The organism is Paenibacillus sp. FSL L8-0663, from assembly GCF_038008125.1.
GTDB classification, from domain to species: Bacteria; Bacillota; Bacilli; order Paenibacillales; family Paenibacillaceae; genus Paenibacillus; species Paenibacillus polymyxa_D.
In genome coordinates this window covers 5452298-5469432 of the sequence record NZ_JBBOYM010000001.1, presented here as the reverse complement: position 1 = coordinate 5469432, position 17135 = coordinate 5452298, and the positions used below count along the sequence as shown (strand labels likewise).

Sequence of the window (17135 nt, the reverse complement as noted above, 5' to 3'; positions counted from 1 at the left end):
GGGCCGGAACGGCTTGTCCGGCACCTCATCTTCGATTTTATCCCAATTGGAAGCGTTTACAAGTGGAATAAATTGAAGTCTTTAGAATGGTGAAACTGTTGTTAGGGGAAAGTACGTTCGTTATATCGGAATTGTTTTTAAATGTGCGTTTTGTCATTGACATTTTCGGATAATTCAAATTTAAAGTGACTAGAATCACATAAACGGTTACTTTAGTTGGGTATACTTGCTTTAAATTGAGGATTAACAAATGGGGCATATGTTGATACATCCTTTGTTGATCTAATTTTGGAGAGAAGAGGGATACAAAGATGCTAAGTGAGCAAACCATTGCAACGATCAAATCGACTGTACCTGTTTTGGAGGTACATGGCACTACAATCACCAAGCGTTTTTACCAGATGATGTTTGAGGCCCATCCCGAGCTTCTCAATATATTCAATCACGCGAATCAGAAGCAAGGACGTCAACAAGGGGCGCTGGCCAATGCTGTATACGCAGCTGCACAGCACATTGACCGTCTGGAGGAAATTATTCCGGTGGTACGTCAGATTGCACATAAGCATCGCAGTTTGGGAATTAAGCCCGAGCATTATCCAATTGTCGGAAAATATCTGCTCGCTGCGATCAAAGACGTACTGGGAGATGCGGCTACAGACGAGATCATTGCCGCATGGGCTGAGGCCTATGGTGTGATCGCTAATGTATTTATAGACATGGAAGCTGAAATGTACAAGGAGGCTGGACAGCAGCAGGGAGGCTGGTCAGACTTTAAGAGCTTTGTTGTGCAGAAAAAGGTTAAGGAAAGCGACCAAATTACGTCCTTTTATTTGGTGCCGCAGGATGGACAGGTGCTGCCTGAATTCGAGCCTGGGCAATATATCAGCTTAAAAATGGAAATTCCGGGCGAACATAATACCCATATTCGTCAATACAGCCTTTCGGATGCACCGGGCCAATCCCACTACCGGATATCTGTAAAGCGCGAGGATGCCGTAGAGTCACGTCCGGCAGGTAAAGTATCCGTATATCTGCATGAGCAGGTACAAGAGGGCGATGTGCTTCAGGTATCTGCACCGGCGGGTGATTTTACGCTGGATCGTTCAGATCGCAGACCTGTCGTGCTGATCAGCGGCGGGGTCGGGCTAACCCCAATGGTCAGTATGCTGGCTTCCTTGGTGAAATCTGCTCCGCATCGGCCTGTCACCTTTGTCCACGCAGCAGTCAACGGAGATAACCATGCTCTGCGCAATGAGGTGGAAAAGCTGGTCGCCACACATGCACAGGCTGCAGTTCGTTGGTGTTACAGCAGACCAACGAAGCAAGATCGGCTGGCACAGGCTTTTCACAAGGAAGGTCGTTTGGATCTGGCCTGGTTGCAATCCGTGATACCGGAACGTAACGCACAATATTACTTTTGCGGCCCTGAGGGATTCATGCAATCGGTATACGGCCTGTTGAAGGAGTGGAATATCCCTGCTTCGGATATCCACTATGAATTCTTTGGCCCTGCCAGCGCTTGGGAAGCAGAAGCACAATGACACAATGAAACATCAAAAAGACGAAGGATATTTGTCCTTCGTCTTTTTTGCGATGATACAATGGGAAATCCTGCTCATGGGGTACTACTTTTCAAAGTGCACTCCTGTTTTCATAACAAGGGAGTACGCAAAAATTCCATACCTCGCGGCATATATGGACGTAAAGCCTCCGGAATACGGATCGAACCGTCCTCTTGCTGGTGATGCTCCAGCAACGGAATCAAAATCCGGGGCGAAGCAACCGCTGTGTTGTTGAGCGTGTAACAATATCGCAGCTTGCCGTCCGCATTACGGTAGCGGATGTTGGAACGACGCGCCTGAAAATCAAGCAGTTGCGACGACGAATGTGTCTCGCCGTAAGCTTGACGGCTGGGCATCCATGTCTCAATGTCCACCTGCTTGTAGGTTTTTTGCGCCATGTCGCCTGTACAGACAGCCATCTTACGGTAGGGCAGTTCCAGCAGTTGAAGCAGGTCCTCCGCATTGCGCGTAATCTCCTGAAACATCTGCTCTGAAGCGTCCAGACTGGCTTCACAGATGATGACCTGCTCGACCTTGGCAAACTGGTGCACACGATACAGTCCGTGCACATCCCTTCCGGCCGAGCCGACCTCATTGCGGAAGCATACGGACACGGCTGCCAGCCGAATCGGGTCCGTAACATCCACGATCTCACCGCTGTAATACGAGACCAGCGGCACTTCCGAAGTGCCTACAAGCCACTGATCCTCTCCTGTGATGCGGTACGTCTGATCCAGTCCGAGCGGGAAGAAACCAGTGCTGCGCATCGCCTCTGCACGTACCATCAGTGGAACGTCCAGCAACTGGAATCCGCGTTCAGTCAGCAGATCCACCGCAAGCTGCTGCACAGCCCGATGCAATGCAACCCCTGCTCCCGTCAGATAGTAGTTACGGGTACCGGCTGTTTTGACACCCCGAGGGACGTCGATAAGCTTGTGAAGCTCACCAAGCGCCATATGATCCTTTGGCTCAAATCCGAAGTTCGGAACCGTTCCAACCCTCTCCAGCTCTACATTATCCTCATCTGATCTCCCCCGTGGTGTATCTGGCGATACGATATTAGGCATCAGAAGCAAAAGCTGTTGAAACTGTTCCTCTACTTCCTGTTGCGGGGCTTCCAGAAGATCTAGCTGTCCGTTAATTTCTTTGACCTGATGCTTTGCTCCTTCGGCCTGCTCACTCTTACCAGCATGGATTAGCGCACCAATATCCTGACTACACTGATTTCGCTTCTGGCGAAGCTGTTCCACTTCCTGAAGCAGCTGTTTTCTCCGCTCATCCAGGGTCAACAGCTTCGCAACCGATACCTGTATTCCTTTGCCGTCTGCTGCCGTCTGAACCTGTTCTTGATGCTCTTTGATCCATTTGATATCCAACATGACACCGCACTCCTTTTCGGATAAAAATACAAAAAGCGCCCTCATCCATATGGGACGAGGAGCGCTTTGATCTCGCGGTGCCACCCAAATTGACCGGACAGCATGACAGATGTCATGACTCTCCAATCCACTTTGCTCCGCTGTAACGGGCGGGTCCGGTTTACTTAGGTACATATCGCCATATCCTACGCTAACGTATGGTCCTTGGCGTAAACGCCTCCGAGTTGGATGCTCTTCATAGGCATAATATCGTTTGCTTTTTTGTTAGTATACGGATTTTCGGCAGGGTAATCAAGCTACAACAACTTTTTAAGCTGGGATATACGGCCTTGTGACACGCCAAGCCATTGTGCATATTCACCCTGCTTGGCATGGGGATGTTCATGCAGAAGTTCCCTTAGGCGTTGGATTAATTTTTTTGATGATTGGTGTACTCTCTTTCCTTTCTGCGCAGGTTTCTTAACCATTGGAGCAGGAGTGCGGCTAACGCCTATATTTTCTTTTAACTCTTGTATACAGGTTTTACATAAAAGTGAATCCCTAAAATAGGTCAGACCTTCGTCAGCATTACATAGGTTACAAGCGACTCCGGTATACTTTCGCATACTCAAAAAACCCGTTTCGATATCCATATAAAATTCTATAGGATCGCCAACATCGATCCCCATAGACATCCGCATTTCTTTAGGAATAACGATTCGTTCTAACGAATCTAAAGAGCGAGTCATACCTGTATTTTTCATATGATTTCCTCCTTCTTCATCTGACTTGGCAAAGCTCATTCCTCCAGTTGGGCACTTGTCTGATCGAACACTTGTTGTATAAGCTGGCTTATGCGAGCTTCTGAGATACCCAATATGCCAGCATATTGCTGTTGTGTAGCATGTGGATGGCTTTCATACAAATCTAAAAGAAGTTGGGACATGATCTCTTTGGGTTGAAAGACTTGTACACGCATAAATACGATCTTGAGCATATAGTGGCAATTTTTACATATCAGAAAGCCTTTAAAATCACTTAATTTTTCGGTAGAGAGACAAAAATGACAAGACTGACCGTAGTGTCTTTGTAGTAATAGCGTGCCCGTCTTTTCATCTGCAAAAAATTCAATAGAATGACCGTGAAAAATACCGCACGTATACAGGATTTCCTTGGGAATGACTAAGCGCCCTGTAGGGTCTAAGTTTTTTGTCATTTTTACATGAGGCATTTCCAAAAGACCTCCTATTACCAAGATGAAAAGCAATAAAATAGAAGTATTTATTGTTATTGCAAAAGGTGGTATTATCAGGATAGTCAAAACTTTTATTATATTATAAGTTTCCAAAATATATTTTTTTAAAAAATTTGTATCGTATTATAGTTCACGCTGAAAGGGTGGTTTATTCATGGAAATCACACCTACGATTAGAGCAGAATTAGAAAGATACCTAAAACAAGAAGGCTTGAGTATGACCGAGTTTGGACACATTGCTGGCATGAATCCGGGTACAGTAAGCGGCATTGTAACAGGCAATCGCTCCATTTCGGTGCACCAATTGGATCGCATTACGTTAGGAATGAATTTACCAACAGACCATTTCTATGAAAGATATGTGGAAGAATGCACTATAGATGCGCCGCTAAACTGGCGAAGAATTAGTCCATTCTTGTATCGGTGTGTGCAGTTTCAGCGTGTAGACTGTTTGAAAAAAGTAGTAAGTGTGCTGCTGGATAATCCGGGTTATCTTCCTCACCTTTTTGAGTTAGCCGAGAATTGCTTTGAACAAGGTTATCGGGAAGCGGCGGCTTATCTTTATGAAAACGTCGCCGAGGGCGAAAAACAGCAGCATTCGGAACGACTTGCACTCTGCCACTATCGCTTGTTCACTATTGCGATAGGAAAAGACCAGAATCTCAATTTCGACGCAGCGGCCAAATTTGAATCATTCGTCCATCGTTTGCATGAAGTCGATCAACTGGATGCGCTGAAAGATTTGGCGAATGTATACAGAGCATTGAGCCAGTGGGACAAGGTATATAAGTATGCAAAACAGATGGGACAGCTAGGTGGAATACACTATGACATGGTTCATAACTCTGAGCGCAAGGAAAAAGAACCACAAAAGAAGCTAAGCAGGCCGCTGTTTGTATACATAGCTTACGCCGAATTGATGTGTGCTCATGCCTGTGATGCGAAGGGAAATCATGAGCAGGCATTAGCACATCTTCGGGGCTATGCTGATCTAAGCTGGGTCAAGGAAAATGACCCGGATACGCTCCATTGGTTGGGTCAATTTCAGCGATGGGCGAAAATTAATACTTATGTGAACAAGCTGATGTCGGGAGATGTGAGTGTCCTGCCGGATTACGTAGAATATATAGCTGGTGAGAAACATATTTTTAACGAGCTCTTAAACGTCATTGAAGCAGCCAATCGCTATCATATTGATGTGGATCATATCCTCCAGCGTTTTGAATCTAAAATTTGGGCGTATCAGGAACCATCTTCTGTTGATCCATTTTTATTGCAACAGCGTGCACGGTTTTGGTACAAGATGGCTAAGTACAGTCTAAATAAAGGAAGATATTTATATGGTTTCAAATGTTTATTAGACGCTTTAGAAAAAGCTGGTACAATTAATCATGTACTACTTATTGCCAATTGTGCAGGTTTATTTGACTGCTTCAGGGCATACGCCGCTCCTGAAATATTGGCTCAGTTTCATACTACTTACCAGGAGGTGTGGAAAGAAAATGATCAGAAAGATGGCTTTGCTCTTGGTAGCAGCTAGCTTTGTACTGGTACTCGTACTACCAGTTCAAGCTAAAGATCCTACCCTTGGCACATTCAAACCGCAAGACCACGTTGGCACAGCTTGATCCGAGCACTAATTCATTACTATTGACCAGCCTAGACGCTGGTCTTTTTTTGTTATATTATGCTGACTTTTTGATTGCTAAAATAGCGATCCATATTTCCACATTCCAACCTAAAATGAGATTCATTAGGAGGGAATGCGCTATGAATCCAGATGAAACGTTAAACCAACAGTTGGAAGATGCCCGTCAACGATTGCATGAGCTTTATGAACTATATGGTTTCGGACATGCCTGTGTGCTGGAGCAGTCTATGTTTTTGGATGAACTGATTAATCAGTACAACCGTATGTTCCAGACCAGGAAGCAGACCCAACTGGTGTAACCTGACCACATCATACTTTCAGAGACATTGTATGCAAAACTATTCCTCCTCTCATCTAACTAATATAATCATTCTATATAATGGCTTTTTTAAGAGAAAAATACATTAACATGTCATGAAATGTAATAAATTTTGAGGTATAGGTAAGAATTGATGCATATATTAATTTCAAAAACCAACCAATGACCAGTAAAATCTATCCTTTGACCTAAAGGAAATGGAAATTCCATCTTGTTAAAAGCTTTGGAAGGTTAGCTATCTAGGAGAGGGGACTCATTTATAGGGGATTATTGAATTTTATGGTAGGAAAATAGAAGTTTTGTGATACAATCATTATTGTAAATATTTACTTTAATTAAAATTTATAATAATAATTCAATATTTTTGTATATATGGTTTCTCATGCAAATTTCTTCACTCTACTTTTTGCTCGATTATATAACATTACATACTCACATATTTATTAGCGTTGTTAGTCACTTTTTTTGTAAGTTTCTATGCAAAAAAAGTTTCTATAAAATAATATTATTGGAGGGATTACTTTGAAAAAGAAAAGTATTGCGTTGTTTGCTCTATCATTAGCTCTTATTTCTGTTCCGGTTGTATCTGTTGCAAATGCTGAGGTAACTAATTCTAATATTGCTGTTAGTGAGTCAGCTACTTCACAGCCCGAAGTAGTTAAAGCCTACATAACTACAGAGAATGGTTTGGAAGAAATCTCGTTAAATGAGTATCAAAAGCTCCTTTCTCAAGAACAGCCACAGACAGTCACAGCTCAAGTTTATGATAGCGGAAATAGGATTAGTCCAATGGCTGATACTGGTCTTGACTTTGTTTTTAAGCGTAAATTAATTCAATCCGCATATTATCCTCAACAATTACAAGTAGATCAGAAAACCGATATAACTGACTATATTAAAAATTCAAGTAAAACCACCACATTAACGCAAATGGTAGGTTGGTCAAAAAGTTTTTCGTGGAGTGCGAATATGACCATTTCCGTTAAATGGAATGACGCAGTAACTCAAGTTCTAGGAGGTGGCTGGTCGACTACTGAAACCCATCTTTATAATAGTTCTCTAACTGTTCAGCCTGGATATCAAGCGAAACTACAATTCACCCCTATTTATAAAGTAGTTAGAGGGGACCTGGTTGGTTATAATTATGTGGGCACGGTATTAGAGCGTCTCAAAAATGTTACCATTAAAACCCCTGTTAAACTTGCGGGTGGTAAAGTACAAGGTGTAGTCACAGTAGTAGAAAGAAGGCTCTAGTAATTAAGTTATAATGTAAAAGAAGAAGGCCTAGGCCTTCTTCTTTTTTTTCAAATATCCATATTCACTTATAATTAAGTAAGCTACTCCAATAATCAAAGCCATTACGGCAAAAACTTTTAAAGAACCAAACGGAGCATAAAAAGGATTTAACTGCCCGGCTCCTGTAATTGCTGCACAAAGATAATAAGAAGAATACAACATAGCAGATATAAAACAAAATATTGTTCCTGTCGCAGCCCTATTCATTGTCATCACCCTTTATAATTTTATGTAATAAATCCAAAAAATATAAACATGATTATTATAATCCAAAAGGTTGCGCACATCAACTTTTGGAGATTATCAATATTCATCACTTCTTTTACCCCTCTCAGTCATCCTGACAGAATCAAAACGAAGGATGAATTATTTGTAAAGAAACTTCAGTCAAAATGAAGTGGTTTACAATGTTCCAGAGGCTACAGATAAAACCAAAGTAATTATTGCATATGACGTACTTATGTTAAGGAAGAATAACAATCGTTAAAATTTAAACTCATTACAAAAAATAAGAAAGCTAATTTTAAGTGACATGCAGAAAGCTCTAAAGTCTGTGACGACTTTCATGAAAAAGTATTAATTTTGTGTAAGGAAGAATCCTACGGGGTTCTTCCTTTTTTCATCGTGATCTTTCCAATAAAAATAAATACACAGCGTAATTAAATAAGTGGAAATAAGTAAAAGGCATCATTATAGCCTACAGAGTGGCTGACTCTCAAATCGTATAAAATCCAAAACATGGACATGCTTGCTATCAAAGCTATAGTGCCGCTTATTGAATACATGTATATCTCCTTTCAATTTGGGTTTCATGTTTGCGAAGGGAAAAGGTAGGCTTTATTTCTTATGTATATCCGTCCTGCTTTTTCTGTGATGATGAAACTGGAAGAAAATTTAAGTAAAAGCCCCAATTTAACGCTCAAAATAGGCTATAGTCTCTATAATGCCTTTTTAATTTCATGTAAAATGTAATGATTACCAAAATGGACAGCGATGGAGGAGAACATGGAGGATTTTAAAGATCGTTTACATACGATCCGCCAAGAACAGAACAAGCTGCTCAAGGAGTATCAAACATTAATCGCAGACTATGAAGCCTCAGATATCATTTTGGAGAATGAGGTTCTGCGAAAAAAGTTCGAGGATTATCAGGCTCGCTGCATTCACTTGGAAGAGCGAGTACGACATATTGAGCAGGAAAATGGAAAATTGCGCACTGCGCTGACGGAGCAAATGCTGAGCGAAAAGGCGAATATGATTCGCATTTCGCGTGAAAAGCTGGAGACCTATTTTGCTTCCAGAACCACAGAAGGGGAAAATCGGCTGACATCCTTTGAATATGGGGCTAAAAACCGAGTGGACCAGCTTATTCAGCAAACTACGCATGAGCTTAAAGAAGATCAGGACGAGATCGTCGCCCGATTACGACTGTTCTCAGAGGAGATTCGAGACCGAATCATGGAGCAACGCAGGCGGTTTCAGGAGGCCGAGCGCAAATTGCTTCATCAGACGGCAAGCGAGTTCCAGCAGTTCGGAGAAGAAGAGATCAGCGAAGAAACGATGCAGAAGCGCATGAAGCAAAATCAGTTTGAAATGAAGTTAGGCTTGAACTGGATCAACAAGCTGGGGATTTTGCTCATTATATTGGGTGTGGGAGCCGCATTTAAATACTCATACTCGAACTGGTTTACAGGAAATATGAAGGGCGTTGCCTTCTTTCTGCTAGGAGCGCTGATGCTGGGCGGCGGCGAATGGCTGTACCGCAAGCAGAAGCAGACCTTTGCGCTCGGTATTTTGGGCGGCGGTATTTCTGTACTGTACGGATCGATTTTTTACAGCTACTTTTTGTTAGAAATCATAGGAATGTATACAGGCATAGGCTTGTCCGTACTCGTTACAGTGACCGCTGTGCTACTGTCATTAAGGTATGAATCCCGAACGATATGCTCTTTTGGTTTAGTAGGGGGATATCTTCCGCTCTTTTCCTATATGGCAGCGAACGGGCTGGAAGGGAACGCCGTGTATATCGCCATGGGCTATTTGTTCCTGTTAAACTTGCTGATTCTGCTTGTATCCTTCCGCAAACGGTGGGTCGTCGTGCAATATATCAGCTTTTTGCTTAATACGCCCTTGATGATTGTGCTGGCGTGGTTATCGGAAAGCGCCGTAGCGAGCATGCTGTATGCAGTCATTACATTTGCGATGTACCTCGGGATGACACTGTGGGTGCCGTTCCGTTTAAAAACAAAACTGTCATGGCTGGATTTCTCCCTATTGGCTCTGAATACAGTCGTGAGCTGTTCCGTTCTGTATTCTCTGTTCGGCGATGCAGGCCTGGATGATTATAAAGGCTTGTTGGCTCTCGTCTTTTGCTTGGTGTACGGGGGTCTGGGACAATGGGTCCGTCGATATATTCCAGAGGAGAAACAAACCAAAATATTATTTTATGCGACTTCGTTGACCTTTGCCATCCTTATGATTCCGTTCCAGTTTGGAGTTAGATGGTTATCCATGGGGTGGTTGATCGAAGCGGTTCTTCTTACATTATATGGCCACCGTTACCGGTTGAAGGAATTGGAACGAGCTGGCTGGGGCATTTTATTACTGTGTCTGGGCGCATTCTTTTTCGTCGATTTCCCTATATATCTGTTGTCAGGATTTGAGACGGATTATTTCGGGCTCAAATATACGCTCATTACACTGGGAATGTTGATCGTTACTGTCTTCTATGCGATTGAATTTAGCCGTCCGAATGCTTTCAAAAACAATCGGTTGTACGAAATGCATATCATGCAAGGGTTTAAATATGTAGCTTTGGTGAACGTGTATTTCTACCTTTTGTATGAAGCCGGGCATTGGTATAACATCGTCTTATCCGACGAGTTTGCTCATTACACCTTATACAAAGTATTGTTGTATACCTGCGTATCGCTGGTGTTGGCTTATTTCCTGCCTAAGGTGAGGCTGCTGTATGATCGGGTGATTAAATACTACAGCTTGGCGTTGTACGTCATAGGCTACGCGCTGGCACTGGTGGTCACCGTAACGGTTCCAACTTTGCATGAAAATTATGCGCAAAATACGGCTGCTGATTATGTGGCATTGGTGGTACTCGCAGCCTTTAATGTGCTGGTATTCTTCAGTAGTAGGGATTTCCTGAATGCACTGATGACCCGACATTATAGAAGTAACGAGTTGTATCCGGTCATTATGGGTGTATATTTGCTGGGCATCATAACCGCCTTTCTCGGAGTTCAGTTCCGCCTAGGGGATGCAGGTCTTGTGTTCAGTCTGGTGTATTTGCTGCTGGCCATTTTGTATATTATATACGGCTTCCTCAAGCGAGTGGTCTACATTCGCAGATTTGGATTGGGCTTGACCTTGCTGTCGACAGGTAAGCTGCTGTTGTATGATCTGCACCTGTTAACGACAGGAAGCACGATTGTAGCGTACTTCTCTTTTGGTGTTGTACTGTTGGCGATTTCGTATATTTATCAAAAAGTATCTAATCGCATGGGAGAGACCATAATAAAGAAGGATGTTGAAGAAAATATGTAGTTTTCTGTTGTATTTTGTAGATACCGAACATTATGAAAATAAATCCGGTAATAGTGAAAAATTATGCATGACCTTACATCCTACTTACGCTATAATGAGTAAAAATTATTTATGTACGCATGCTCATGTTTATGCGTAAGTAGAGAGAATGAGGGGGATATAATGAATTTGAGCAAGGGGCAGAACAGCCTGTCTGATAAAAATGAACGCTTCTCGTCTGCTGGATTTATATTGGCGGCGATCGGAAGTGCGGCAGGACTAGGTAATATTTGGAAATTTCCGTATATTACAGGACAATATGGCGGAGCTGCATTTTTCTTATTGTTTATTGTCTGCCTGTTGCTTGTTGGTTTGCCTGTACTTTTAGCAGAGCTTGCGCTTGGTCGTGCAGGTCGAGGAAGTGCTGCTTCTGCAATGGTAAAAGTAGGCGGTCATCCGATTTGGGGCAAGATGAGCATCATGTTTGTTATCGTGCCGTTTGTTATCTTGTCGTTCTATGCCATTGTAGGGGGCTGGACACTGCATTATGCCGTAGAGGCATTTAGCGGAAATCTGTTTTCAAATAATGATTTTGCTGGACAGTTCGCTTCTTTTTCCTCCGGCTATGCGCCGTTGGTTTGGCTGTTAGTTGTTTTTGCATTTACAGCAGTCGTGGTTACTCTTGGGGTATCGAACGGGATTGAAAAGTTCAATAAAATTTTGATTCCTGCCAAGGTCATTCTGCTGCTCGTGTTGATGATTAACGCTCTTATGCTGCCAGGCTCTGGTGCGGGCGTATCCTTCTTTCTGAATCCTGACTTCTCTAAGCTAAGTATAGAGTCTGCATTGGTTGCTTTGGGACATGCCTTCTTCTCACTCTCACTTGGGATGGGGATTATGATCACGTACGGTGCATATGTGGATCGCCGTCAATCCCTGGGTGGAGCCATGCTGGCCGTTGGTGGTGGAGATTTAATCTATGCGTTTATCGCAGGTATGATTATTTTCCCTACAACCTTCTCCTTCGGAATTAATCCAGCTCAAGGACCATCGTTGGTTTTCATTGCTTTACCGGCTGCTTTCTCGGCAATGCCTTTTGGTGCATTCTTCGGCGGTTTGTTCTTCGTACTGCTGGCGGTTGCTGCGTTAGGTTCTATGGTATCCTTGCTGGAAGTTCCAGTAGCCTATGTCATGGAGCGTATGCGTTGGAGCCGGGTTCGCTCGGTTATCGTCGTATCGGTCCTGTGCTTGATGCTGGGTGTCCCTTCTGCATTGTCCATGGGGCTGGTGCCAGAGTTAAAAGTGGGGGATAAATCATTCTTTGATTTCGTAGATTTCACCGCGTCCAACATCTTCTTACCGTTAGGCGGTTTGTTGATTGTTATATTCACAGGTTACTACTGGAAGACTGCGGCTGAGCATGCGAACATCAAACCCTTCTGGTTCAATGTTTGGTTATTCGGTCTTCGGTATGTTGCACCGATCCTGATGTTGTTGGTCTTCCTTCATACCTCAGGTATCATCAAATTTTAAGAGAATAGAATCCGAATAAAGAGGCATTTTCTTCCTAAGGGAAGAGATGCCTTTTTTTGTATATCTATCAGTGGTTACCTAACTGTGGAAAGGAATGATATAATAAAAACATTGTCATTAATTTTAACTTCAATGAAATCATTACGATTATGAAGTTTTATATAATGAATGAAAAGGCTACAAGGCATCGCACAGACGATGTGCAGGAGAGGGAAAGGGCAGAAGAGCATTGAAACAGACAGGGAGCTTGAATTTGCAAGAAGGACGGCGGCTGAAATGAAGTCTAATCGGTTGTCGTCACAACGTCGTTATATGCCAGGTTTGGATGGTTTAAGAGCGCTGGCGGTCATCGCAGTCATTGTGTATCATCTGAATCCGGATTGGTTGCCGGGTGGTTTGTTGGGTGTAGGCGTGTTTTTTACGTTGTCGGGGTATCTGATTACAGATATTTTGGTTAGTCAGTGGGATACATATCATAGTTTTAAAATGAAAGATTTCTGGCTGCGTCGTGCCAGAAGGTTGCTGCCTGCCATGTTGACGGTTGTGGCTGTCATCGTCCTGTGCTCGTTGCTCTTCGATCCGTCACGGCTAACGGCCTTGCGCGGAGATGTTCCTGCAGCATTGGTGTATATGAGTAATTGGTGGTTTATTTTCCATCAGGTTTCGTATTTTGAAAGTTTCGGCCCCCCTTCTCCGCTTGGGCATCTGTGGTCACTGGCGGTGGAGGAGCAGTTTTATATCCTGTGGCCTTTACTGCTGGCGCTCGGGCTAAAATTCATGCCCAAGCGTATTGTGCTCGCAGGCTGGGTGACTTGTCTGGCGTTAATATCTGCGCTCCTGATGGCCGTGATTTACGTACCGGGAAGCGACCCGAGCCGGGTGTATTACGGCACGGATACGCGTGGATTTGCTTTACTAATTGGTGCAGCGTTGGCCTTGGTGTGGCCAAGCGGCAAGCTGAAAGAGCAAGCTTCTGCTAAGGCGCGTATGCTTCTGGACAGCATCGGTGCGATAAGCTTGCTGCTGCTTTGTCACTGGGCGTGGGCCTCGAATGAATACGACCCATCTCTGTACCGGGGCGGCCTGCTGGGCATAGCCTTGGTCACTGCTATTGTGGTCGCAGCGGTGGCTCATCCGGTAAGCCACCTTGGTCGTCTCCTTGGAATCAAGCCGCTACGCTGGATTGGAGCCCGTTCCTACGGTCTGTATCTGTGGCATTTTCCGGTTATTACGCTAACGACGCCTCAAGTAGATACCGATGGCGTACATGTGACGCGTACCATTTTACAATTGCTAGCTACCGTATTGTTGGCGTCTCTCTCGTTTAAATATATCGAGGAGCCGATTCGCCATGGGGGATTCCGCCACTGGATTACAGAAATCCGTTCAGCGGTTCGTAGACAGGCGCGGTGGAGATGGATGCCTACAACTACAGCGGCTGTGCTTTTTGCAGGTATTCTCATGGGTACCGTCCACCTGTACGTGGCTTCTCCTGATGCAACGATTCAGGCGGCATCAAGTGATGAGAAGCCAGTCGCAAAGGCAAAGGCGATGCCGCCACTTCACGGAACGGTATCCGTGGCTTCCAAGGAGCCCCAAGCCACCAAGCTGCAAGGATCCGAGGGCAGCAAGGCGCAGACCCCAGCCCCGTCTCAAGCCCAGACGCCTAAAAACACGGCGGTCCAGGCTGGTACTACGGATGATGTTACGAAACCGTCGGAACCTTCGGACAAACCCAAAGAAGATACGCCTATGACAGGTGATGGGTCGAGTGTGACCGCCATTGGAGACTCTGTCATGTTGGATGTACAGTCGTACCTTCAGGAATCCTTCCCGGGAGCTGTTGTAGATGGGCGGATCGGTCGTCAGATGGCCGAAGCGCCTGCCGTACTGGAGCAGCTAAGACAGAACGGACAGCTAGGTAAGACAGTTATCATTGAGCTGGGCACGAACGGCGCTTTCACCAAGGATCAGTTGGCGAATTTGCTCGCCAGTCTGAAGGATACGAAGCGTATTATACTCGTGAATACCCGTGTGCCTCGGCCATGGGAGAGTATTGTGAACAAGCATCTTGCCGAAGCTGCATCCCAAGACCCACGAATTACAATGATTGACTGGTATGCAGCAAGCTCTGGTAAAAATTCATATTTCGAGCATGACGGAGTACATTTAAAACCTAAAGGTGCTAAAGCTTATGCGTCCTTGTTAGCTCAGGTCCTAACGAAACAATCGTAATAAACTGCAATGATACTCGTAATTATGCAAATGCAAGACAAGAAAGCCACCGGGAGTAGGTTGTCCTCTGGTTGAAGTGCATCCCTAAATTTTCACCGGCTTAAACCTAAGGGTTTTTCCAATGTCCATTCTAAGGTGTGTACATCCACCCTGATCCGGTGGTTTTTCTTATTTTAGTGTGGAGGTACATAAGCTAATGGAAAAGGGCTATTCACATAGTAGAACAAGTGAGCACCGCTTGAAGAGGAACAGAAGAAGGCTGATACTGATTGCTATTATATTATTTGTGGCAGGCTGCATTACTTTCATTGCGATAAAGGTTTCGGATAGTAAGCCACACGCGCCGACCCAGGAGCTTGCTAAAAAAACGGATTCCGGATCATCAAACGTTAAATCCAGCGCAGGGGCAAAGGGTAAAGCGGCCTCTCCAAAAAACGATCCCGATGTAGAAGACGGTGCCTTTGTTGAAAAATATTTAAATCAGCAAATGCTAGGACAAATGCCCGATGGAGCTGATGGTAAAAAAGTGGCCTACTTATCCTTTGATGACGGACCATCCGTGACGGTCACACCTCAGATATTGGATATTCTGAAAAAGCAGAAGGTCAAGGCAACTTTTTTTATTGTAGGTAAAGAAGCCAATGAAAATGAGCATACCAGGAACCTTATCAAAAGAATTGTCAAAGAGGGTCACGCGATAGGAAACCATACGTACTCACATAATTATAAATATTTATATCCGAACAGACGAGTAAATACGGATCATGTTATGCAGGAGATCGAGAAGAACAATCAGGTTCTAAAAAGTATTCTGGGGCCAGAATTCTCCACCAGAATGATCCGCTTCCCTGGGGGGCACATGACATGGAACAGAAGAGATCCACAGGGAATGGCTGCTCTGGATAAGGTTTTAATTCAAAAGGATTACCATCAGGTGGACTGGAATGTATTAACGAAGGATGCAGAGGGAAGATCCAAGAAAGCACCGGCACTAATCAACCAGTTTATAAGGTCAGTCAAAGGTCGAGAAAAAGCAATTATACTCATGCATGACACCTATGGTAAAGAAGAAACAGCCAAAGCATTGCCGCAAATCATAGAATATCTGAAGAAACAGGGATATGAATTTAAAGTTATGAAGTAAGTAAGATAGGCATAAATGAGAAAAGGACGGGGCTGATGGCCACCGTCCTTTTTGCTATTAAGGTATATCGTTCGCGTATTTTAGATGCGTTCTGCTTCACCCATCGCCTGAATGAAAGCTCCGATACCTTTGGGATCGTTGGTTATAATCGGCTCGCTGATATAGTAAGCGAAGGTACCGTCCCGACGATCTTTACCACCCAAACCGCTTACTTGCACCGTTTTGTTCAGATTCACGAGTCCTTCTTCAGTGATCGTGATAAATTCATCGATAATACCCTTACGGATGATTTCTGCCTCTTGACGATATTGCTCTGGCAGATAGCCTTTGCGAACGCCCTTGGCAATAGCATAGAGAATCATGCAGGAAGCTGAAGCCTCCAGATAGTTGCCTTTCACATGGCCCAGGTTGAGCACTTGATAAAAGACTCCACTTTCTTTATCACGCACTTTCAGCAGGGCTTCCAGTGTTTCCGTCAGCATATCGATCAGGACAGGACGGTCTGCATGATCCTCTGGAATATAGTCCAGCACGTCAACGAGTGCCATAACGAACCAACCCATCGAGCGTCCCCAGAAATTTTTGGAACAGCCTGTTTCCGGGTTGCACCAATGCTGCTCACCCTTCTCATCCCAAGCATGGTAGAGCAGACCCGTTTCAGGATCACGCGTATGCTTGTAGCAAAGCTTGAATTGTAGGGTCACATCGTCAAACTCTGACGGATCTCCGAATTCGCGGATAAATTCAGCGTAGAACGGGGCACCCATGTACAAGCCGTCGAGCCAAATTTGATACGGATAAATTTGCTTATGCCAGAATGCGCCCTCGCTTGTGCGTGGGTGTTTTTCCAACTGACTGCGTAATTGGTAGGCTGCCTTTTTGTATCGTTCATCTCCTGTGGCACGATACAGAGAGAAGAGCAGCTTGCCGTTATTCACGTGGTCAATATTGTACTCATCTACTTTATAGCGCTGAATTACGCCATTATCGTCAACAAAATGATCCATATGTTTTTTTATAAATTCCATGTACTTGGGATCGCCTGTCAGTTCGCCAACCCATTCCAGACCTCTGTAAATCACGCCATGGTCATATTCCCATTTTTCGTAAAATTCCGGGCTCCGTTGTAGAACGGAATCGCTCATACGTACAGCCCAAGAATCTGTTTTTGTAGGACTGGTGGTTGGTTGTGATGTTGGATTTGCCATGATACAGTCACCTCTTTAGTAAATGATTAATCTGTAA

13 protein-coding genes are annotated in these 17135 nt (G+C 44.2%); 8 read left to right on the top strand and 5 right to left on the bottom strand.

Annotation, left to right across the window (positions count from 1 at the left end; genetic code table 11):
- Positions 1-311: 311 nt before the first annotated feature.
- A complete protein-coding gene (hmpA, locus tag MKY75_RS24225) occupies positions 312-1541 on the top strand; it encodes an NO-inducible flavohemoprotein (RefSeq protein ID WP_340886808.1) in 1230 nt (409 codons plus the stop codon).
- A gap of 110 nt (positions 1542-1651) precedes the next feature.
- Here hmpA and serS read toward each other — a convergent pair whose 3' ends face one another.
- The 3 genes from serS to MKY75_RS24210 form a co-directional block, all read right to left on the bottom strand.
- Entirely contained in the window at positions 1652-2941 is a 1290-nt protein-coding gene (gene serS / locus MKY75_RS24220) for a serine--tRNA ligase (protein ID WP_340886806.1), read from the bottom strand.
- Positions 2942-3237: 296 nt separating this feature from the next.
- Positions 3238-3684, bottom strand: a complete 447-nt coding sequence (locus MKY75_RS24215) for an AbrB/MazE/SpoVT family DNA-binding domain-containing protein (RefSeq protein ID WP_165145702.1) — start codon at positions 3682-3684, stop codon at positions 3238-3240.
- 35 nt (positions 3685-3719) lie between these two features.
- On the bottom strand, positions 3720-4151 hold the full coding sequence (locus MKY75_RS24210) for an AbrB/MazE/SpoVT family DNA-binding domain-containing protein (RefSeq protein WP_185156343.1): 432 nt from the start codon (positions 4149-4151) through the stop codon (positions 3720-3722).
- 178 nt (positions 4152-4329) lie between these two features.
- Here MKY75_RS24210 and MKY75_RS24205 point away from each other — a divergent pair, with 178 nt between their 5' ends.
- The 3 genes from MKY75_RS24205 to MKY75_RS24195 all read left to right on the top strand — a co-directional run bounded on the left by MKY75_RS24205 (position 4330) and on the right by MKY75_RS24195 (position 7399).
- Entirely contained in the window at positions 4330-5715 is a 1386-nt protein-coding gene (locus MKY75_RS24205; protein WP_165145705.1) for a helix-turn-helix domain-containing protein, read from the top strand.
- A gap of 230 nt (positions 5716-5945) precedes the next feature.
- Positions 5946-6125: an aspartyl-phosphate phosphatase Spo0E family protein gene (locus tag MKY75_RS24200; protein WP_165145708.1), complete on the top strand. Its 180-nt coding sequence runs from the start codon at positions 5946-5948 to the stop codon at positions 6123-6125.
- A gap of 542 nt (positions 6126-6667) precedes the next feature.
- Positions 6668-7399: a hypothetical protein gene (locus MKY75_RS24195; RefSeq protein ID WP_165145711.1), complete on the top strand. Its 732-nt coding sequence runs from the start codon at positions 6668-6670 to the stop codon at positions 7397-7399.
- Between the two features lie 30 nt (positions 7400-7429).
- Here the strand turns inward: MKY75_RS24195 and MKY75_RS24190 are convergent, their stop codons facing one another.
- Positions 7430-7648 (bottom strand): hypothetical protein, encoded by a 219-nt coding sequence (locus MKY75_RS24190; RefSeq protein ID WP_061829527.1) that lies wholly within the window; start codon positions 7646-7648, stop codon positions 7430-7432.
- A 798-nt stretch (positions 7649-8446) separates the two neighbouring features.
- Here MKY75_RS24190 and MKY75_RS24185 point away from each other — a divergent pair.
- The 4 genes from MKY75_RS24185 to MKY75_RS24170 all read left to right on the top strand — a co-directional run bounded on the left by MKY75_RS24185 (position 8447) and on the right by MKY75_RS24170 (position 15890).
- The gene (locus MKY75_RS24185) at positions 8447-10999 is read left to right on the top strand and encodes a DUF2339 domain-containing protein (protein ID WP_340886804.1); all 2553 of its coding nucleotides are present in this window, start codon (positions 8447-8449) and stop codon (positions 10997-10999) included.
- A gap of 162 nt (positions 11000-11161) precedes the next feature.
- The gene (locus MKY75_RS24180) at positions 11162-12511 is read left to right on the top strand and encodes a sodium-dependent transporter (RefSeq protein ID WP_013312591.1); all 1350 of its coding nucleotides are present in this window, start codon (positions 11162-11164) and stop codon (positions 12509-12511) included.
- 168 nt (positions 12512-12679) lie between these two features.
- Positions 12680-14746 carry an acyltransferase family protein gene (locus MKY75_RS24175; RefSeq protein WP_165145716.1) on the top strand — a complete coding sequence of 689 codons (2067 nt, stop codon included), beginning with the start codon at positions 12680-12682 and terminating at the stop codon, positions 14744-14746.
- Between the two features lie 196 nt (positions 14747-14942).
- Positions 14943-15890: a polysaccharide deacetylase family protein gene (locus MKY75_RS24170; RefSeq protein ID WP_029518762.1), complete on the top strand. Its 948-nt coding sequence runs from the start codon at positions 14943-14945 to the stop codon at positions 15888-15890.
- Positions 15891-15970: 80 nt separating this feature from the next.
- Here MKY75_RS24170 and MKY75_RS24165 read toward each other — a convergent pair whose 3' ends face one another.
- Positions 15971-17098 carry a glycoside hydrolase family 88/105 protein gene (locus MKY75_RS24165; protein WP_340886802.1) on the bottom strand — a complete coding sequence of 376 codons (1128 nt, stop codon included), beginning with the start codon at positions 17096-17098 and terminating at the stop codon, positions 15971-15973.
- Between the last annotated feature and the right edge of the window lie 37 nt (positions 17099-17135).